Origin of the sequence: Rathayibacter rhapontici (assembly GCF_001995175.1) — a bacterium.
GTDB lineage: Bacteria > Actinomycetota > Actinomycetes > Actinomycetales > Microbacteriaceae > Rathayibacter.
The window spans coordinates 155491-173892 of sequence record NZ_MUKN01000001.1 but is presented as its reverse complement, the minus strand read 5'-3'; the positions used below and the strand labels follow the sequence as shown (position 1 = coordinate 173892).

Sequence of the window (18402 nt, the reverse complement as noted above, 5' to 3'; positions counted from 1 at the left end):
GGTCGCGCGCGGCCGCCGCCGTCCGCGAGGAGCGCCGCCGCGTGCGGCCGGGCCGGCAACCCCCGGCTGCGGGCGAGCGTCACCCTCGTCGTGCTCGGTGCCGCGGCCGTCGCCGGCGCGATCGCCTCGCTCACCGCCTCCGGCACCACCGCGGTCGTGGTCGGCTTCGCCGCCGCCGCCCTCGTGCTCGCCGCGGCGATCGTGCTGGCAGGCCTGCTGCGCCGGAGGGCGATCCTCCTGGTCGTCGCATCGACGTTCGTGCTGGCGACGGCGCTGGTCGCCGCGATGCTGCCGCCGGACCGCGAGGTGCTGCCGATCGGATCGTACGGCGTCTCCAACTACCGGTCCGGCGACTACGCGATGCTCACCGGCCTTCTCGACATCACCGTGGTGGCCGATGCGGAGGACGATGCCGTCATCGACGTCTGGCAAGGCCAGGGCGACATCTCGATCTGGCCGATGGAGGGCGCAACGGTCAGGGTCGAAGCCGTCTCGGACAGCGGGTTGCTGAGCGTCGTCTCCGTGATGGATCAGGTCCGCAGCTCTCCTGAGGGCGTCTCGGTCGTCGACGGCCGCACCGTGTGGACGCAGACGTTCGGGGATCCGGACGCCGTGCCGGTCGTCGTCCGGATCGAGCAGACGGCCGGAACCATCACGGTGCACGACCAGACGACCTACTTCCCCGCTGAGCACAGCGCGGGCACGGAGTCCACGATCTCCCCCGAGAGCGCACCCACCGACCCGGCCACCAACACCACCCCGCAGACCACGAGTGAGGACGCACCATGAGCAGCACCGAGACCACTCCCCTCCCCGGCGCGCTGACGCCGAAGCGTCCGCGGATCCGCCTCGGCGCGATCGTCTGGGGCCTCTTCGCCGCCGCCGTCGCCGTCGGCCTGCTGATCGTCTCGGGCGACCAGGGTCTGCGCGCCGAGCTGGTCGACGCCGCCCTCACCCTCTCCCCCGGTGCGATCGCCGCGGTCGTCGTCGCAGCCCTCGGCGGCCTGGCCCTCCTGATCGGCCTCGAGCGGGTGCTCGACCGGCGCTGACCCGCCGACTCCGGGCCCGTGCCCGGATCCCGTCCGGGCGGCAACCCCCTGCCAGGGCCCGAGCGGCGGGCGCAGACTCGACGTCGGCTCCCGCAGCGCCGCCCGCCCGGGGCGGCGTCGGGACGACCGGAGACGAGACCGATGCCCGACCGCCGCCCGCCCCGCGCCAGCAGGAGCGATCCCCGATGATGCTCGGGATCGCGGTGATCGTGGCCGTGGCGGTCCTGGTCGCGGTGGCCGTGTTCGCGCGCCGCCTCGGCGTCGCCGCTCCGATCGTCCTGGTGCTCGCCGGAGTGGGCCTCTCGTACCTGCCCGGGGTCCCGGAGGTCGTCGTGCCGCACGAGTGGGTGCTCGACGCGTGCTGCCGCCGCTGCTCTACGCCGCCGCGATCAGCGTGCCGTTCATCGACTTCCGGCGGAACCTCACCACCATCACCGGCCTCTCGGTCGTGCTGGTCGCGATCTCGGCGGCCGGAGTCGGGGCGCTCCTCTTCGTCCTGCTGCCCGAGCTGGGCCTCGCGCTCGCCATCGCGGTCGGTGCGATCATCAGCCCGCCCGACGCGGTCGCCGCCACGTCCGTCGGGCGGCGTCTGGGCCTGCCCCCGCGGCTGCTGACCCTGCTCGAGGGCGAGGGCCTGATCAACGACGCGACCGCCCTGGTGCTGCTGCGCTCGGCCCTCGCCGCCGCGGCCGGGACGCTCGCGACTCCGTGGGCCGCGGTCGGCGACTTCCTGTACGCAGTGGCCGTCGCGGTCGTCGTCGGCCTCGTGGCGAGCATCCTCACCGTCTTCGTGCGCTCGCGCCTCGAGGACCCGGTGCTCAACACCGTCGTCTCGTTCACCGTGCCGTTCGTCGCCTTCATCCCGGCCGAGGGCCTGGGCGCCTCGGGGGTCCTCGCGGTGGTCGTGGCCGGCCTGCACACCGGCCACGCCTCCTCCCGCGCCTTCACCGCGCAGTCGCGGGTCAACGACCGCATCAACTGGCGCACGGTGCAGTTCCTGCTCGAGAACGGCGTGTTCCTCCTGATCGGGCTCGAGATCCGCAGCCTGATCCAGGATGCGGACGACGCCGCGCTCACGGTCCCCGCCGCCGTCGGCATCGGCCTGATCGCCACCGTCGGGCTCATCGTCGTCCGCTTCCTCTGGGTCGGCCCGGTGCTCCTCGGCGAGCGCTGGCAGACCCGGCGGGCCGAGCGGCGCGCCCGCGAGCAGAAGGCGGTGCTCGAGCAGGCCGCCGAGCTCCCCCGCGAGGAGCGGACGAAGGCGCGGCGCCGCTACCAGCTCCGCCGCGCCGACTACCGCCACTTCAGCACCAGCGGCCTCGGCTGGCGGGGCGGCCTGGTGCTCGGCTGGTCCGGGATGCGCGGAGTGGTCACCCTCGCGGCCGCGCAGACGCTGCCCGAGGACATCCCGTACCGCCCGCAGCTCGTGCTGATCGCCTTCACGGTCGCGGTCACGACGCTCCTCGTCCAGGGCAGCACGCTGCCCCTCGTGATCCGGGCGACCGGGATCCGCGGGGTGGACGAGCCGGAGGACCAGCGCTACCTCGCGGGCCTGCTCGACGAGATCACCGAGAAGGGGCTGTCCGTCCTCGAGCGCCCGGGCGACGTCGTCGAGGGCGTGACGGAGGTGGACCCGGACGTCCTGGAGCGCGTCCGGCAGACGTCGTTCCTCCGCTCGGAGGCGGCGTGGGAGCGGGCGCGCGGCGGGGAGCGCGACGCGGCCGGCACTCCGCACCGCCTCTACCGGGCGCTGCGGCTGGCCGTGGTGACGGCCGAGCGCGAGGCGCTGCTCGACGCGCGCTCGCGGCGGGCCTACCCGCAGCGGATCCTCACGCAGGCGCAGTCGATGCTCGACCTCGAGGAGACGCGGCTGCGCCTGAGGCGCGGCACGACGTCGTGACGACCGGGCGTCAGGCCCCCGCGCGCGTCAGGATCGCCGTGACGAACAGCGCCGCCCACAGCGCGGCGCAGATCAGCAGCCGCACGTTGCCCAGGACGATGTCCTCGGGAGTCGACGCCCGGCCCTTCTCGATGTCGAGCGCGTAGAGGAACAGCGCGGCGCCGAACGGCACCATGGACGCCATCGACCAGAGCGAGTCGTCGCCGTTCAGGAACAGCGACCAGAGCGCGTAGGTGATCATCGTCAGCGACGCGGCCACCGACCACACGAAGCGCAGGTACCCCGCCGTGTAGATCTTCAGCGTCGCCCGGGTGTGGCTCTCCTCCTTGCCCTCGCTCTGCAGCTTCTCGGAGTAGCGCTTGCCCGCGATCATGAAGAGGGAGCCGGAGGAGATGGCCAGCAGGAACCACTGCGTGAGCGGGATGTCCGCGATCGCGGCGCCCGAGATCGCGCGCAGCACGAATCCGCCGGCCACGATCAGGATGTCGATCACCGGCTCGTGCTTGAGCCAGATGCAGTACGAGATCTGCATCACCAGGTAGGCGGCGAGCGTCGCGGCGAACCAGGTGTACCCGGCGAGGAACGTGAGCAGCGGCGGAGCGATCATCAGCACGAACGCGGCGATCCAGGCGACCCGGACGGGGAGGGCGCCCGACGCGATGGCGCGGAACCGCTTCTTGGGGTGCAGCCGGTCGGACTCGATGTCGAGGAGGTCGTTGAGCATGTACCCGCCGGAGGAGGCCAGGCTGAAGGCCACGATGCCGATCAGGCTCGCCAGCAGGACCTCGGGCTCGAGGATCCGCGCCGAGGCGATCGGGGCGGCGAGCACCAGGACGTTCTTGAGCCACTGCCTGGGGCGCATGGCGGCGACGAGTGCTCGGGCGGTGCTCACGGCGTCGTTCCTCCGGGGGAATCGTCGGGGCGTGCGCGGGCGCGCACCGCCCCGGATTTTCGCATGGGGCGGTGCTCAACCTACAATCCTGGGTGTCGTCCTCGTCGTTCCGGCCGGGGCGGTGGCGGGGGACATCGACGATCGGCACGGAGGAACGCTCATGCGCACGGCCGTGCTGTACGTCGTGTTCGCGATCCTGGCCACCGCGGTCAACCTGGGCACCCAGATGCTCGTCGAGCTGCTCCTCACAGGAGAGTGGGCGACCGTGATCGCCGTCCTCGCGGGCACCCTGACGGGGGTGGTCGCCAAGTACGTCCTCGACAAGCGCTGGATCTTCCGCCACGAGACGATGAACGCGGCGCACGGCGTCAAGACCTTCTTCCTGTACGGCGTCATGAGCGGGGTCACGACCCTGATCTTCTGGGGCTTCGAGTTCGGCTTCGACGCCCTCTTCGGCACCGACGCCGCCCGCTACACCGGGGCCGTGATCGGCCTCGCGATCGGCTACGCCGCCAAGTACTTCCTCGACAAGAACGTCACCTTCCAGGGCCCGCGTGAGGAGCCAGCATGACCAGCACCGTCTCCTCCTGGGGCCTGCTCTCGCGCGACGAGCACCGCGTCGTCGCGATCACCAGCGTCGAGCAGGCGCAGGCCGCCCTCGCCCGCGGCGACGGGGGCATCGCCTACGGTCTCGGCCGCAGCTACGGCGACGTCGCCCTCAACGGCGGCGGGGTCGTCTGGGACTTCAGCGGCTTCGACCGCTTCCTCGCCTTCGACGACGAGAGCGGGGTGCTCCGGGCCGAGCCCGGCGTCCTGCTGAAGGACGTGCAGTCGGTCTTCGCGCCGCGCGGCTGGATGCTCGCCGTCACTCCCGGCACCAAGAACGTGACCCTCGGCGGCGCGATCGCCAACGACGTGCACGGCAAGAACCACGCCTCCGCCGGCACCATCGGGCGCCACCTCGTCTCGTTCACGGTGCTGCGCAGCGACGGATCGACGACCCGCTGCTCCCCCGAGGAGAACGTCGAGCTCTTCGCGGCCACCATCGGCGGCCTCGGGCTCACCGGCCTGATCGTCGAGGTCGAGATCGCGCTGAAGCGGGTCCCCGGGCCGTGGATCGTCGCCGAGGACGTGCCGTTCCAGACCCTCGACGAGTACCTCGGCCTGGTGCACGAGTCGGTCGACGTGTTCGAGCAGACCGTGGCCTGGATCGACGTGACGACCCAGGGCGGCCGCCGCGGCGTCTACACGCGCGGCGACGCGACCGCCGCCCCCGAGCTCCCCGAGGCGCGCGGACGCGGACTGCGCGTGCCGTTCGCGTTCCCCACGTCGGTCGTGAACCGCGCCACCCTGCCCCTGCTGAACCGCGCCTACTACCGCCTGAAGGCGACCGGAGCCGGCCGCTCCGTGCAGCACTACGAGCAGTTCTACTACCCGCTCGACGCGATCGAGGGCTGGAACGGCATGTACGGCCCCCGCGGCTTCTACCAGTACCAGAGCGTCGTGCCGTGGGAGGGAGCGCTCGAGGTCACCCGCGAGATGCTGGCGCTGATCGCGGCGTCCGGCACCGGCTCGTTCCTCGGCGTGCTGAAGACCTTCGGCTCGCTGGAGTCGCCGGGGCTGCTGAGCTTCCCCGCGCCCGGCGTCTGCTTCGCGCTCGACTTCCCCAACGACGCGGCGGCCCTGCCGCTGTTCGAGCGGCTGGACGCCCTGGTCCTGGCCGCGGGCGGGCGCCTGTACCCCGCCAAGGACGCGCGCATGCCGCGCGAGATGTTCGAGGCCGGATACCCGCGCCTCGCCGAATTCACCCTCCAGCGCGACCCGGGGATCTCCTCCGGCTTCTCGCGCCGAGTCCTCGGGAGCTGACGTGACCAACCACCCTTCGAAGATCGTCGTCGTCGGAGCGACCTCGGCCATCGCCGAGCACACCCTCCGCGTCTGGCTGGGCACGGGCGCGCGCCAGGCGCTGCTCGTGGGCCGCGACCAGGCCCGGCTCGAGGCCCTCGCCACCGACCTCCGCGTGCGCTTCCCCGCCGCGACCCTCTCGGTGTCGGCGATCGACCTGACCGACCCGGCCGCGATCTCCTCCGTCGTCGAGACCTCGCTCGAGGGCGGGGCGCCCGACACGGTGCTCATCGCCCACGGTGCGATGACGTCGCAGGAGGAGGCGTCGGCCGACCTCGCCGTCGCCCGCGACGTGCTCGTGGTCACCGGGGTCTCCGTGGCGCTGTGGATGGAGGCGTACGCGAACGCACTGACGTCCGGCACGATCGGCGTCATCGGCTCCGTCGCCGGCGACCGCGGGCGCAAGACCAACTACGTCTACGGCTCGGCCAAGGGCCTCGTGGAGCGCTTCGCCCAGGGTCTCCAGCACCGCCTGGCCGGTTCGCGCCTCTCGGTCGTGCTGATCAAGCCCGGCCCGACCGACACCCCGATGACCGCGCACATCAAGCAGTCGGGCGGCTCGCTCGCGTCGGTGGAGTCGGTGGCGAAGGACGTCGCCGCCGCGATGGCCTCGGGCCGCGCGGTCGCGTACGCGCCGGTGAAGTGGCGCGTCATCATGACGGTCATCAAGGCGCTGCCGGCGCCCGTGTTCAACAAGCTGAACATCTAGGGCCTGTCGTCGACGCGGCGCACCTCGCTCGGTCGGGGTGCGCCGTTCGTGCTCTTGCACCCGTGAAATTGTTCACGGTAACATCGGCCGATTCCTCCCCCGGCCCACGAAGGACCCCCATGCGCCCCTCCTCGACCCGCGGTCCGGACTCCTCCCCCTGGAACGGCGTCGCGTCGCTCGGAGCTCCCGCGTGAGCGCGGTCGCGCGGAGCACCGCTCCCGTGACGGCCGAGGAGGACCGCCTCGACCAGCTGCGTCGGGGTGCGGCCGCGGACGACGCCCGGCGGGCGGCCGTCGACCTGCTGATCGCCGCGGGCCTGATCCGGGAGGAGCACCCCTGGGTGCTGCACGACCCCGACTCCGGATCCTGGTCCATCGACTTCGACCGGGCCACCGAGTCCGTCGACGCCCTGACCGTCGAGCACGAGAAGTGGGGGCTGACCCCCTCGCTCCTGAGCGTCCTCGAGATGGCGGCGTCGCTGGCCGACGGTCTGACCGTGCACCTGCGCCACGTGCTGCCCGACCTCGACGACGAGCACACGTCGCTGGTGATGGCCGCGATCGCGGAGGCCGCCGGCCACCCCGACGCGGAGCCGCCTCAGCCCTGATCGGTCCTCCGGCGCCGCCACCACCGGCGCGGTCGCTCCGTCTCGGTCCGAACCGCGGGGCGGGCGCGCGCGGCGCGGCGCTCGCGCCAGCGCACGAGCTCGGCGTCGACGTCGCGGAGCGGCGTCACCACGGGCGGACCGCCGAGGAGCTGCCGGCGCGCCTCGACGACGCGCCTGTTGAACTCCTCGAGGTGCGTGCGCACCTCCGACTCGCGGTGCAGGCGGTCGAGCCGGTCGTCGAGCTGCCGGTCCTCGGCGCGGAGGAGGAACGCGACCGGGCCGATGCCCGTCAGGTTCTCGCGCTCGATCTTGCGGCGGATCCACCAGTCCGGGTCGTGGCTCCCGTTCAGGCCCTCGAGCGGCTTGCCGGCGCCGGGGAGGTCGTCGAAGTCGCCGCGGCGGATCGCCTGCTGGATCGTGGTCTCGATGAAGGCCGCCCGCTCGGCGGGATCCTCCGGGATCGTCGCCTCGCTCTCGTCGGAGGTGTCGGGCGAGGGGTCGCCGGCGGCGCGCTTCGCCAGGTAGCGCGCGGCGTTGTTCTTCGCATCGGACATCGGGGCACCTCCGTCCCTCCAGGCTAGATCGGGCTCGGCGGAGGGGTCGATCCCCGTCTCGAGCGCTCAGCGAGCACTCGGCATCCACTCGGGGACCGGAACGGACGTGCTCTCGGATCACCTCCGGACGGGGGACCTGCAAGGGGGTTCCTGCGAAGCCGCTGCGATCTACGCTCGGCGCATGCCTCATCGCAGTGCCGCGATCGCCTCCGTCCCGCACCTCCGCACCGTCGTCTCCCGCGCTCGGCAGCGTGCTGCGGCGGAGCTCCTGGCGCACCTCGTCGTCGCGCTGGCGTTCGCGTCGGTGCTGCTGCTGGCGGTGTCGGCGAGCTTCGCCGGGCTGCTGCCCGCGCCCACTCCGGTGCCCGCCTTCGAGGCCTGGTCGCTGATGCGCACGTCGGCGACGCTGCAGATCGGAGTCGGCGTGCTCGCCACCGCGCTGGCCGCGCTCGCGAAGGCGGCCGGCTGCGGCTCCCACCCCGACCGCTGGTGCATCGTCGCTGCGCTCAGCGCGGCCGGCGGCGCCCTGCTGCTGGTGGCCCCTCCGGTCTGAGCCGCCCGGCTCCTCCGCCCTGGAGCGCGTCGAGTCCTCGGAATTCGTCGTACTGGGCACTCGAGTACGACGACTCCTGGACACTCGGGGCGGAAGATCCGCCCCGGCCCGTCGACGGTGGCCGACTCCGCGAAAGTCGTCGTACTCGGCCTCGAGTACGACAACTCTTGGAGAGTCGGCACGACGCCGCCCGACGGGCTAGGCCGGCGCGCCGATCGTCGAGTCCTCGTAGTCCTCGGTGAGGCCGTGCGGCGTCTTCTCCCACTTGTGCGGGCTGAACACGATCTGCCAGGCCGCGCGCCACGCCGAGATCGAGTGCAGCACCCAGTACACGGGGTTCAGCAGCGCGAACACCGCGACCCGCCAGTTGTAGCGCTTCCAGGCCGCGAGGCCCGACACCACGATCATCAGCGCGTTCGAGAACAGCATGTTCGTCGTGCCGGCGATGATCAGCCACTCCGGGATGTCGAGGCCGATGAACTGCACCCCGATGTAGGTGATGACCGTGAAGCCCAGCACCAAGGGGTAGAGCAGGAACGCGACCGGCGTGCCCATGATCAGCGCCACCAGGCTCAGCGTGCCGAGGATCCCGTTCACGCGGAACCAGCGGATCGGGTGCCGGGTGTTCACGCCGGCGGTCATCATGTAGCCCTTGATCCAGCGGGTGCGCTGCTTGATCCACGCGGGGACCTCGGCGCACGCCTCCTCCCACGTGTTGGAGTCGACGACTCCCACGCGGTAGCCGTGCGCGGCCACGCGGAGCCCGAGGTCCGCGTCCTCGGTCACGTTGTAGGGGTCCCAGGCGCCGAGCTCGCGCAGCACGCGGGTCTCGAAGTGGTTCGACGTGCCGCCGAGCGGGATCGGCAGGTGCGACTGGTCCAGGCCGGGGAGCATGGCGCCGAACCAGTGCGCGTACTCGACCGCGAACATGCGGGTGAGCACGTTGTAGTCGGCGTTGAAGTAGCTCAGCGCGCCCTGGAGGCAGACGAGCTGCTTCTGCGACGGATCGACGTGCTCGCGCTCGAAGGCGTCCTCGCGGAACAGCCGCACGCACTTGCGCAGCTGGTCGGGGTCGGGGCGGTCCTCGGCGTCGTAGATCACGACGAACTCGCCGCGGGCGAAGCTGAGGCCGTAGTTGCAGGCCCGGGGCTTGGTCTGCGGGCCGCCCGGCGGCACGATCACCATGCGGACGTACTCCGGCGGGCTCATCCGGCGCACGGCCGAGATGGTCTCGTCGTCGTCGGCCTCGAGCAGCACGAGCACCTCGAGCTTGGCCTTGGGGTAGTCGAGGGCGCCGATGTTCACCAGCAGCTTGCTGATGATGTTGGCCTCTTTGTAGGCGGGGATGAGGATCGTGTAGATCGGCAGCTCGTCGTCGGTCATGCGCGGAGGCTCGACCACGAGACCGCGGCGGCCGCGCTCGATCGCGACCTCCTCCTCCCACGCCTTCACCGAGCTCTGGTTGAGCGGCGCGCGGAGCCCCGCCAGCGCCTTGAAGGCGATGTTCATCAGGAACAGCAGGTTCGCTCCGGCGAGCACGATCACGAAGGTGATGCTGGGCGCCAGAACCGCGCCCGCGACGACCAGGGCGGCCACGACGAGCGGAGTGACGACCTGCCAGCGGCGCAGCCCCGACTTGGCCGATTCGTCGCCGCTCCGCACCGCGAGCGCGTCGGCCGCGCCGAACAGCAGCGCGGCACGGCACGCGTTCTCGACCGCCATGAAGATGTCCCAGTCGGTGGTGGTGCGCACCTGGATCCGCTCGACGCCCATCAGCGCGCGGGCGTGCGCGAGGACCTCGTCGGTCGGGGGGACGGAGGTGGCGATCACTCCGGTGCCGTCGGGCAGCACGCGCCACGGCACCCAGCCCGCCTCGACGAGGTCCGGCGCGCCGATGCCGGCGAGCACGACCCCCTCCGGTGGCTCCTCGACCAGGTCGATCAGCGGCGCGTCCCACTGCTCGGCGAGGGCGCCGTACATCTCGCGCCGCGTGACGGCCCCGTCGATGACGAGGTGCCGGCCGATGAGCCCGCCCTCGCGGGCCTGACGGGCCAGAGCCGCGTCGAGCTGCTCCGGAGTGACGAGTCCGCGCTCGACGAGGATCTCCCCGATGCGCGCCGTGACAGCGGCCATGGTCAGCCTCCCAGCCGTTCGTAGACGACGTAGATGCCCTGCTGGAACACCGGGCGGTAGCGGGTGTCGAAGGACGGATCGCTCGTGATCGCGTCGTAGACGAGGTCGGCGACGCCGGTCTCGGACAGCTCGGGGGCGTCGGCGGTGGTGACGAAGACCCACTTCGCGTGCGTGTACGGGGCCGCGAGGGCCTCGTCGAACAGCGCTCCGGCCGAGCGGTTGAAGTACTCCGAGATCGGCACCCCGATCTCGGGGAGCAGCGCGTTGCCGGCGGCGCTCTCGTCCATCAGGATCCCGCCGCGTCGTAGTTCTCGCCGAGGAACCGGGCCGCGGCGGTCGCTCCGGTGCCCGCCTTGATCTCGACGTAGCCGGTCGCCTCGGCGATCACGGCGTTGCGGTCGAGGTCCTGAGCCCACAAGGCGGTCTGCGCGCCGAGCAGCACGAGCACGAGGCCCAGCGCGCCGGCTCCGACGCGCGGGACGCGGCGCAGGGCGTCGACGAGCACCGCCGCGAGCACCGCGAGGAACGGCAGCACCGACAGCGCGTAGCGGTTGTTCCACCAGTTGGTCGGGAAGGTCTGGTCGTTGTTCATGTGCGTCTGGCCGAGGTAGAGGCTCAGGAGCGAGAACGCGTACGAGACGATCATCAGCCAGATCACGAGGGCGTCGTCCGAGATCCCTCGGCGCCAGGCCAGCACGAGAGCGCCCGCGAGGCCCAGGGCCACCGTCAGCAGGCCCGAGGTCTCGAGCACCGCCCAGTTGTACGACCAGAGCGTGAGACCCGCGTTGCCCTGGTAGGCCAGCAGCCCCGCGTCCGCGACGGCCTTCTGCAGGTTCGCCGCCGAGTACTGCCCGTTCATGAACTCGAGCGGGTTGCTGTACACGGCGTAGTTGTAGACCAGCCACCACAGGATCGCGATCAGCGGCAGGATCCCGAACGCGCAGGCCATCTTGACGGCGTAGAACAGGGACCTCTTCTTGCGCCAGGCGACGATCAGCACGACCAGCGTGCCGCCGAACACGAGCACCCAGCCCTCGTAGCGCGAGAGCGTGGCGGCCGCGGCGGGCAGGCCCGAGAACACCATCATCTCGCCGGCGCTGAGATTGCGGCGGCTGGTCACCCAGTGCGCGAGACCCGAGAAGCAGCCGACCATCGTGACGATGAGCACCGGCTCCGTCATCGCGGTCGAGAACGCGTAGAGCACGCCCGGGTTCGCGAGCACGAGCAGCACGGCGGTGAGGCGGCCGGCGCGGAGGTGCCCCACGCGCGCCGAGATCCGGTAGACGCCGCAGGCGGTGCCGGCCAGGCAGATCATGCCCAGAAGCCCCGCCGCCCAGCCGGTGTGCCAGAGCCACAGCGACTGCACGAACGGGATGAGGATCAGGCTCGGTACGGGCAGCCAGACGGTGCCCAGCTGCGAGAAGCCGGGCGCCTTCGAGTCGAAGATGCGACGGGAGATCGACAGGTGGCTCTGCGTGTCGGCGTAGGCGAGATTGATCCCGGAGGAGGTCGTCACCAGGCAGGCGGCGAACCCGACGAGCAGCGCCGCGACCAGCACGACGACGGTGCCGGGCACCTGGCGGCCCGTGACGGGCTGCCCGAGGCGGTCCCACGCCTCCCGCCACCACCGGCGGGCGGCGGGCGCGGCGGGCTGCGCCGCCTGCTCCGTCAGCGTGCTCGTCATCGGCGGATCAGTCGGCGGAGGAGGTGCGCGGGGCCTCGGCGGCGTGCTGGCCGTGCGCCGGCTCCTCGGCCGCGCGCTCCTGCGCGTCGACGTAGGCGGCGACCCTGCGGCTGCGGCGACGGCGGGCCAGCCAGCCGAGCAGGATCAGCAGTCCGATGACCAGCGCGGCGACCAGGAACCAGATCGCGTACGACGAGTAGTCGTCCTTGACCTCCTCCTGCGGGGTGATCTCGTTGCTGTCGATCGCGACGGGGTCGCGGCCGTCGATCCCGAGACCGCCATATTGCCGGACAGCGAGAGCCAGCCCTCGTCGGCCGCCCACGCGGCCACCGAGGCCTGCAGAGCGGAGGAGGCGGTGGCGTCGCCCTCGGGGCTCCAGCCGCCGAGCAGCACCACGTCGCGGCCGTCGGTGGTGAAGGCCTCGAGCGCCGCGTAGGGAGCGTCGGTGCCGACGCCGTAGGTCAGGCGCGAGCTGTCGATCGCGGTGAAGGAGGCGAGGCGCAGCGGCGTGCGCAGCTCCTCCGCCTCATCGGTGCCCGCGCCGATGACGAGGCCGGAGCGGTCGGAGCCGACGAAGTCGTCGATCCCGACGACCGACACCGCGAGGGGGTCGGGCTGCACGCGCTGCAGGGCCGCGACCAGGTCGCCCGCGCTGCGCAGCGCGTCCGCTCCGGTCGCGGACTCGCCGAACGCGACGGCGAGCTCGCCGCCGAAGGCCTGCGGGAAGCGGCCGAAGCCGGGAGCCGCGGACTCGCCGCGGACGCCGGTGACCGTCGAGCCGGCACCGTCGACGAAGAGCTCGATCGGCACGGAGTCGGCCGAGCCGATGCAGAGGCCGTCGCTCTCGCGCACGGCCGAGAGGCGCACCGACAGGCCGTTCGAGGACGCGAGCTGGCCGGTGGGGACCGAGAGCTCCATGTCGACGGCGGTCTCGGCGCCGAGCACGCTCGAGCCGATCAGGAAGTCGTTCCAGTAGACGTTCGCGGTGGCGGTCACGCCCTCGGGGATCGCGGAGTGGGTGCCGACGAGATCCAGGTCGATCGAGGAGACCGGGCCGCCGAACGCCGACTGGGTGATGGTCGTGTAGCTCGCGGCGGTGCCGCCGCTGCCGAGTGCCAGGCGGTCGGCGCCGAAGTCGGCGAGGGTGTGCTCGAGCGAGCTCGACGGGATCACCTTCTGGGCGAGGCCCGTGGTGACCGCGCTCGAGGCGAGGCCCGCGTACTCGCTGCCGAGGGCCGCTCCAGCGGCGGCGAGGTCCGCCTCCGCTCCGGTGAGCACGAGCGCCGGGACGCCCGCGTCGTCGCCGAGCGCGGTGACGACGTCGCCGTCGCCCGCCTCGAAGCGCACGACGCGGCCCTGGGCGGCGTCGAGGTCGGGGCGGCCGTCGGTCGCGCTCTCCTCCGAGACCGTGATCGCGGTGCCGGAGGGGTAGCGCACGGCGAGCGAGGCGGCGGCCGAGAGCCCGGCGGCGCGCAGGCCGTCGCTCGCGTCGTCCGGCACGACGATCGAGACGGCGGTGACGGCGTCGGCGAAGAAGTCGCCGACGGTCGTGGGGGCGGCGGGGGCGCCCTCGGTGACGACTCCGAGGCCCGAGACGGTCAGCGAGCGGCCCTGCACCTCGCAGAGCGCGCCGGTGGACCCGGTGGCCCCGGTCAGCTGGAATCCGATCGCGAGAACCCCGTCGACGACGTCGGCCGGCCCCACCGGGATGTCGAGGGTCGACGCGGTGGCCGCGTCGAGGGTCAGCACGGTGCGCCCGGAGGCGACGACCGCGAGCGACCCGGTGAGCGGCTCCTGCGCCTCGAGGGCACCGAGGACGCGGGTGGGAGTGACGCCGTCGGCGATCGGGAGGGTCAGGTACTGCAGCGGCGCACCCGCGGTGACCGTGAGTGCCGCGTCGGTCGCGGCGGCCTGCACGACGGCTCCGGTCACCGGGTCGACGAAGTCGGCGGCCGCCGCGGTCGACGCGGATCCGAAGGCGAGCGCCACGGCGAGCGCCGGAGCGACGGTGGAGACGAGCACGCGACGGCGCAGGGAGGAGGAGAGCATTCGGGGTCGACGATCCGATCGGCATGCGGGAGCCCGGAACGCCCCGGGTTCGAGGAGGGAGAGTCGAACGGTCGTGCTCAGGCCTCGGCGAGTGCCGTGGAGACGGCTGTCTCACTGCCCGTTCTGCGGTCAGTCTAGGGAGGTGGCAGCAGCCGATCCGAGGTCGTCGGGATGCGGTACCGCCCCCCGTCAGAGTGGCACGACAAGGGTGCGCGGGCAGTGCATGCTGGGCACGCGGGCGCGGATCGCATGCCGACGAAGACTCGCCCGCATCGGCCCCCCTACGGAGGTTGCGCCGTCGCGCCCCGCGGCTGGACGGTGAGCCATGCCCCTTCTCACCGCTGTGACCGCCGAGATCACCCGCCGCGGTCTCTTCGCCGCGCCCCTCGGCACGACCCTCGCCGCCGCCTCCCCCTCCGACCCCGTCCTCCACTCCGAGATCGCCGCGCCGTACGGCGTCGCGGGTCTCGACGCCGACGCCCTCGTCCCCGTCGCGCAGCTGCCGGAGTCGGTGCGCACGTCCTCGGGCGAGCGCCCGGTCGCCAAGGGCGAGCTGGTCTACAACGTGCAGGACTACGGAGCGACCGGCGACGGCACGACCGACGACCTCCCCGCCATCGACGCGGCGATCGACGCGGCCGTCGCGACCTACGGCGGAGTCGTCTACTTCCCCCGCGGCATCTACCGCATCGCCGGCTCGATCGGCCGTGCGAGCGGACTCGCGAGCATCGCGTTCCGCGGTGCCGGGGAGCTGTCGACCCGCATCCGCTCGCTCACGGACGCACCCGTGGTCACCGGCGCCTTCTCGGCCTGCCGCTTCGAGAACCTCATCCTCGACGCGAACGGCCTGGGCTCGCCGTGCATCTCGGCGCACCTCGACAAGACGGTGCTCGATTCGCTGCAGCTCTACGGCTGGACCGGCTACGGCATGCGCCTGAACGACGGCACGTTCGGCGACCTGGGGCTCCTGAACCGCATCCAGCGCTGCAGCATCGACCAGTGCACGGGCATCGGCATCTGGGCGAGCTACCGGATGATCGACTCCTGGATCGTCGAGAACAACATCGGAGCCAGCTACGCCGACATCTCGGTCGAGGGCGGCCCGCTGCGGATCCTCGGCAACCACCTCGACGGCTCGCCGCAGATCAACATCGAGCTGCGCGGCAACCGCCGCATCACCATCGCGAACAACATCATGGAGGGCGCGCGGAAGCAGTCGCTCGTCTACACGATGCCGCCGTGGCTGACGGACGACCTGGCGCAGATCCAGATCGTGGGCAACGCGATCAGCAACGGCGGCAAGGCCGCGGCGAACACCTACGCCGCGATCTCGATCGTCGGAGTGTCGCCGACCGCCCGCACCGCGGGCTTCTCGATCACCGGCAACATCTTCGCCTGCGAGGACGCGGGCGCCGGATGGACGCACTGCGTGGAGGCGCTGAACGCCCGCGCCGTGTCGGTGCTCGGCAACCAGTGGGCGACGGGGCACATGAACGCGAGGCCGGTGCGCGCGGTGGGGAGCACGGCGTACGAGGTGATCGGGAACCACGGCGACAACGCGGTGAAGACGACCTGATCGCGCGCCTGCGGAACCTCGGCCGAGCGTGGGGGTCGGCCACCATCGTGGCTGACGGGCACTCTCGGCCGAGGTTCTGCACGCCGCTCAGACCCTGAGCCGCCCGCCCAGCAGTGCGCCGGAGCCGGTCACCGCCAGGCGAGGGCCGACCGGTCGGCCCAGTAGCCCGCCGGATCCTGCGCCGGCAGCCCCTCGGTGAGCGGCGCGGGGCGGGTGCGCAGGTTCTCGCGCAGCTGCGACGAGGTCGCCGCCCCACTGAGCACGACGTCCGCCCACGGCTGCGCCAGTGCCGCTCCGAGCGCGAGCTCCTCGGGGGTCCCGGCGAGCCGCCGCACCGCCTCCGGTGCGCGGTCCCCGACCAGCCGCCCGTTGGCGAGCGCCTCCTTCACCACGACGACCACGCCGGCGTCGTGCGCCTCGGCGAGCGCCGCCCCGGCCGCGCGCTCGAGCAGGTTCCACGTCGTCTGCACGGCCGTGAACGGCGACTCCGGGATCGCCCGGGCGAGCGCGATCGTCCGCGCCTGCTCCGGCCCGCTCGTCGAGAGCCCCACCCGCACGCCCGAGGCGGCGAGGCCCCGCAGCCGGTCGAGCAGCACCCGGTCGGTCAGCGCCGGGCTGTCGGGCGTGATCGAGTGCACGAGATAGCAGTCGGGGGCGGAGCCGAGCGCCTCGAGCGTCGCCGACCACTGCCGCTCGAACATGCCGACCGAGTGCTCCTTGCGCTCGTGCACCGGCGCATCCATCGCCCAGGCCCCGAGGTACTCGTAGCCCCACTTCGACTCGACCGTCAGCTCGGCGCGGCGCTCCGGATGCTCGGCGAGCCAGCTGCCGAGGAACTCCTCGGCCCGTCCGTAGGACCGGGCGACGTCGACGAAGCGGACCCCCTCTGCCCAGGCGGCGTCGAGCAGCTCGTGGGTGCGGGCGCGGAGGGCGTCGACGCTGCGGTCCTCGGGCGGCCCCAGGTCGCCGTCGCGACCGGCGGTGATGTACGCCGGCCGGCCGACGGCGGCGAGGCCGAGTCCGACGCGCGCGGTGCTGGATGCCATGGTGACCGTTCCGTCCGGGGAGGGGGGTGCCTCCACCGTAGACGCGGGAACGACGGCCCTCACCTCCCCGCGCGCCACTCCGCCGCCGTCAGCGCGTGCAGGACGGAGTCGTCCGACTCCGAGCAGCGACGCAGCCCCAGCAGCTCCATCGCCTTCACCGAACCGCGGTTGCGCGGATCCGCCCGCCCGAGGACCCGGTCGGCCTGCAGCGACTCGAAGACCACGTGCAGCAGCGCCCGTCCGGCCTCGAGCGAGTAGCCCAGACCGGCGGTGTCCGGATGCAGGAACACGCCGAGCTCGCACGCGTCCCCCCGCCGCACGATCACCGCGTCCCCGATGAGCAGCCCCGTCGCGAGCTCCTCCAGGCCGTAGAAGCGCCGGTGCCCGTCTGCGGCGAGGTCCCACTCCGGTGCGCGCTCCGCGAACCACTCCGCGTATCCGCCCCGCGCGAGCGGCGGGTGACGCAGGAACCGCGAGGCGCGGGCGTCGCTCCGGTAGGCGGTCACCGCCTCCTCGTCGTCCCGCCGGAGCGGACGCAGCAGGAGCCGCTCCGTCCTGTGCTCGTCCCGGGCGCCCATCCGCCCAGAGTAGGAGCACGGACGCGCGAGAATCGGGGGGTGAGCGCCCGACCCACCCTGATCGAGGCGCTCGAGCGGCATCAGGTGGCGCTGTACCTGTCGGCGATCGCCGTGGCCCTCGGCGCGGGTCTGCTGCTCCCCGCGGCCGCGCGGCTCGATGCGGCGATCACTCCGGTGCTCGCCCTGCTGCTGTTCGCGACGTTCCTCGGGGTGCCGTTCGCGTCGGTGCTGCGGGCGTTCCGCGACGGGCGGTTCCTCGCGGCGGTGCTGGTGCTGGACTTCGTCGTCGTCCCCGCGGTCGTCTTCGTGCTCACGCGGCCGCTGGCGGGCGACCCGGCGCTGCTGATCGGCGTGCTGCTCGTGCTGCTCACGCCCTGCGTCGACTACGTGATCGTGTTCAGCGGGCTGGCCGGAGGAGCGTCGGCGCGACTGCTCGCGGCCGCACCGCTCCTGATGCTCGCGCAGATCCTCCTCCTGCCGCTCCACCTCCTCCTGTTCCTCGGGCCGGGCGGCGGGGAGGCGGTCGCGACCGGCCCGTTCGCCGAGGCGTTCGCGGTGCTGATCGTGCTGCCCCTCGCCGCGGCCGCCGGGCTCCAGCTCCTCGCCGCGCGCACCGCGATCGGCCGGAGGATCGAGGGCGTCGTGCTCGCCTCGATGGCACCGCTGATGGCCGCCACCCTGGTCGTGGTGGTCGCCTCGCAGGCCGGAGCGGTCGGCCGCGCGCTGCCGCAGCTGGGGCTGCTCGTCGTGCTCTACGCCGCGTTCGCGCTGGTGATGACGCTGATCGGAGCCGGTGCCGGCCGTGTCGCGCGGCTCGACGTCCCCGCTCGACGCGCGCTGCTGTTCAGCGGCGTCACCCGCAACTCGCTCGTGGTGCTGCCGCTCGCGCTGGCCCTGCCCGCGCCGCTGGATCTCGCGCCGGTCGTCGTGGTGACGCAGACGCTGGTCGAGCTGATCGCGATGGTGGTGCTGGTGCGGCTCGTCCCCCGCCTGATCCCGGAGCGGCGCCCGATCCCGGAGGAGTGACGCCCCGGCGCGCGCGGGAGGATCCCGCGCACTCCCGCCGCCTGTCAACCTCCGTCCCTTCTGCGAGCGGTCGTCCTAGCGTCGGAGGCGAGGACGCCCCGCACGTCCTCGCGCCGGTTCCCGCATGCTCCGGCGCGAGCA

The 18402-nt window shown here is 72.6% G+C and carries 18 protein-coding genes; 10 read left to right on the top strand and 8 right to left on the bottom strand.

Translation table 11 applies throughout. The features are described from left to right. The 3 genes from B0T42_RS19800 to B0T42_RS00830 all read left to right on the top strand — a co-directional run. Positions 1–789 (top strand): hypothetical protein (locus B0T42_RS19800; protein WP_201788458.1); only part of this gene is annotated, 789 nt, incomplete at its 5' end. Further along, positions 786–1049, top strand: a complete 264-nt coding sequence (locus B0T42_RS00835) for a hypothetical protein (protein ID WP_077221543.1) — start codon at positions 786–788, stop codon at positions 1047–1049. The genes B0T42_RS19800 and B0T42_RS00835, both read left to right, overlap by 4 nt. Positions 1050–1392: 343 nt before the next feature. Beyond that, on the top strand, positions 1393–2949 hold the full coding sequence (locus tag B0T42_RS00830) for a cation:proton antiporter (protein ID WP_236720031.1): 1557 nt from the start codon (positions 1393–1395) through the stop codon (positions 2947–2949). 10 nt (positions 2950–2959) lie between these two features. Here B0T42_RS00830 and B0T42_RS00825 read toward each other — a convergent pair whose 3' ends face one another. Then, entirely contained in the window at positions 2960–3841 is an 882-nt protein-coding gene (locus B0T42_RS00825) for a decaprenyl-phosphate phosphoribosyltransferase (protein ID WP_094742645.1), read from the bottom strand. A gap of 160 nt (positions 3842–4001) precedes the next feature. Here B0T42_RS00825 and B0T42_RS00820 point away from each other — a divergent pair, with 160 nt between their 5' ends. The 4 genes from B0T42_RS00820 to B0T42_RS00805 all read left to right on the top strand — a co-directional run bounded on the left by B0T42_RS00820 (position 4002) and on the right by B0T42_RS00805 (position 7062). Continuing rightward, positions 4002–4412 carry a GtrA family protein gene (locus B0T42_RS00820; RefSeq protein ID WP_077221542.1) on the top strand — a complete coding sequence of 137 codons (411 nt, stop codon included), beginning with the start codon at positions 4002–4004 and terminating at the stop codon, positions 4410–4412. Then, a complete protein-coding gene (locus tag B0T42_RS00815; protein ID WP_077221541.1) occupies positions 4409–5707 on the top strand; it encodes an FAD-binding oxidoreductase in 1299 nt (432 codons plus the stop codon). The genes B0T42_RS00820 and B0T42_RS00815 overlap by 4 nt, the downstream gene beginning before the upstream one ends. Before the next feature lies 1 nt (position 5708). Continuing rightward, positions 5709–6455: an SDR family NAD(P)-dependent oxidoreductase gene (locus tag B0T42_RS00810; RefSeq protein WP_077221540.1), complete on the top strand. Its 747-nt coding sequence runs from the start codon at positions 5709–5711 to the stop codon at positions 6453–6455. 190 nt (positions 6456–6645) lie between these two features. Further along, a complete protein-coding gene (locus B0T42_RS00805; protein ID WP_077221539.1) occupies positions 6646–7062 on the top strand; it encodes a hypothetical protein in 417 nt (138 codons plus the stop codon). Here B0T42_RS00805 and B0T42_RS00800 read toward each other — a convergent pair. Continuing rightward, on the bottom strand, positions 7053–7616 hold the full coding sequence (locus tag B0T42_RS00800) for a DnaJ family domain-containing protein (RefSeq protein ID WP_077221538.1): 564 nt from the start codon (positions 7614–7616) through the stop codon (positions 7053–7055). The two genes, B0T42_RS00805 and B0T42_RS00800, sit on opposite strands and share 10 nt — an antisense overlap. A gap of 181 nt (positions 7617–7797) precedes the next feature. Here B0T42_RS00800 and B0T42_RS00795 point away from each other — a divergent pair, with 181 nt between their 5' ends. Beyond that, on the top strand, positions 7798–8169 hold the full coding sequence (locus B0T42_RS00795) for a hypothetical protein (protein WP_077221537.1): 372 nt from the start codon (positions 7798–7800) through the stop codon (positions 8167–8169). 198 nt (positions 8170–8367) lie between these two features. Here B0T42_RS00795 and B0T42_RS00790 read toward each other — a convergent pair whose 3' ends face one another. From B0T42_RS00790 to B0T42_RS00780, 4 genes are all read right to left on the bottom strand, one after another. Beyond that, the gene (locus tag B0T42_RS00790; RefSeq protein WP_077221536.1) at positions 8368–10302 is read right to left on the bottom strand and encodes a glycosyltransferase; all 1935 of its coding nucleotides are present in this window, start codon (positions 10300–10302) and stop codon (positions 8368–8370) included. Between the two features lie 2 nt (positions 10303–10304). Continuing rightward, the gene (locus B0T42_RS19050) at positions 10305–10589 is read right to left on the bottom strand and encodes a hypothetical protein (protein WP_094742644.1); all 285 of its coding nucleotides are present in this window, start codon (positions 10587–10589) and stop codon (positions 10305–10307) included. After that, positions 10589–11986 (bottom strand): ArnT family glycosyltransferase, encoded by a 1398-nt coding sequence (locus B0T42_RS00785; RefSeq protein WP_094742643.1) that lies wholly within the window; start codon positions 11984–11986, stop codon positions 10589–10591. The genes B0T42_RS19050 and B0T42_RS00785 overlap by 1 nt, the downstream gene beginning before the upstream one ends. A gap of 144 nt (positions 11987–12130) precedes the next feature. Continuing rightward, complete coding sequence (locus tag B0T42_RS00780) at positions 12131–14035, bottom strand: hypothetical protein (protein ID WP_077221535.1); 1905 nt, start codon at positions 14033–14035, stop codon at positions 12131–12133. 325 nt (positions 14036–14360) lie between these two features. On the opposite strand from B0T42_RS00780, the gene B0T42_RS00775 reads away from it, so the two are divergent. Next, positions 14361–15611 carry a right-handed parallel beta-helix repeat-containing protein gene (locus B0T42_RS00775; RefSeq protein ID WP_077221534.1) on the top strand — a complete coding sequence of 417 codons (1251 nt, stop codon included), beginning with the start codon at positions 14361–14363 and terminating at the stop codon, positions 15609–15611. A gap of 128 nt (positions 15612–15739) precedes the next feature. Here B0T42_RS00775 and B0T42_RS00770 read toward each other — a convergent pair whose 3' ends face one another. Together B0T42_RS00770 and B0T42_RS00765 are read right to left on the bottom strand one after the other, a co-directional pair. Continuing rightward, positions 15740–16657, bottom strand: a complete 918-nt coding sequence (locus B0T42_RS00770; RefSeq protein WP_077221533.1) for an aldo/keto reductase — start codon at positions 16655–16657, stop codon at positions 15740–15742. Positions 16658–16716: 59 nt separating this feature from the next. After that, the gene (locus B0T42_RS00765) at positions 16717–17235 is read right to left on the bottom strand and encodes a GNAT family N-acetyltransferase (RefSeq protein WP_158077996.1); all 519 of its coding nucleotides are present in this window, start codon (positions 17233–17235) and stop codon (positions 16717–16719) included. 39 nt (positions 17236–17274) lie between these two features. Here B0T42_RS00765 and B0T42_RS00760 point away from each other — a divergent pair, with 39 nt between their 5' ends. Continuing rightward, complete coding sequence (locus B0T42_RS00760) at positions 17275–18261, top strand: arsenic resistance protein (RefSeq protein WP_077221531.1); 987 nt, start codon at positions 17275–17277, stop codon at positions 18259–18261. Positions 18262–18402 lie beyond the last annotated feature (141 nt).

What these genes read in the sequence shown, in the direction of transcription:
- B0T42_RS00795 (WP_077221537.1), top strand. Translation starts at nt 7,798, where the DNA reads ATGCCTCATCGCAGTGCCGCGATCGCCTCCGTCCCGCACCTCCGCACC.
- B0T42_RS00790 (WP_077221536.1), bottom strand. Translation starts at nt 10,302, where the DNA reads ATGGCCGCTGTCACGGCGCGCATCGGGGAGATCCTCGTCGAGCGCGGA.
- B0T42_RS00785 (WP_094742643.1), bottom strand. Translation starts at nt 11,986, where the DNA reads ATGACGAGCACGCTGACGGAGCAGGCGGCGCAGCCCGCCGCGCCCGCC.
- B0T42_RS00800 (WP_077221538.1), bottom strand. Translation starts at nt 7,616, where the DNA reads ATGTCCGATGCGAAGAACAACGCCGCGCGCTACCTGGCGAAGCGCGCC.
- B0T42_RS00765 (WP_158077996.1), bottom strand. Translation starts at nt 17,235, where the DNA reads ATGGGCGCCCGGGACGAGCACAGGACGGAGCGGCTCCTGCTGCGTCCG.
- B0T42_RS19050 (WP_094742644.1), bottom strand. Translation starts at nt 10,589, where the DNA reads ATGGACGAGAGCGCCGCCGGCAACGCGCTGCTCCCCGAGATCGGGGTG.
- B0T42_RS00815 (WP_077221541.1), top strand. Translation starts at nt 4,409, where the DNA reads ATGACCAGCACCGTCTCCTCCTGGGGCCTGCTCTCGCGCGACGAGCAC.
- B0T42_RS00820 (WP_077221542.1), top strand. Translation starts at nt 4,002, where the DNA reads ATGCGCACGGCCGTGCTGTACGTCGTGTTCGCGATCCTGGCCACCGCG.
- B0T42_RS00780 (WP_077221535.1), bottom strand. Translation starts at nt 14,035, where the DNA reads ATGCTCTCCTCCTCCCTGCGCCGTCGCGTGCTCGTCTCCACCGTCGCT.
- B0T42_RS00770 (WP_077221533.1), bottom strand. Translation starts at nt 16,657, where the DNA reads ATGGCATCCAGCACCGCGCGCGTCGGACTCGGCCTCGCCGCCGTCGGC.
- B0T42_RS00775 (WP_077221534.1), top strand. Translation starts at nt 14,361, where the DNA reads ATGCCCCTTCTCACCGCTGTGACCGCCGAGATCACCCGCCGCGGTCTC.
- B0T42_RS00835 (WP_077221543.1), top strand. Translation starts at nt 786, where the DNA reads ATGAGCAGCACCGAGACCACTCCCCTCCCCGGCGCGCTGACGCCGAAG.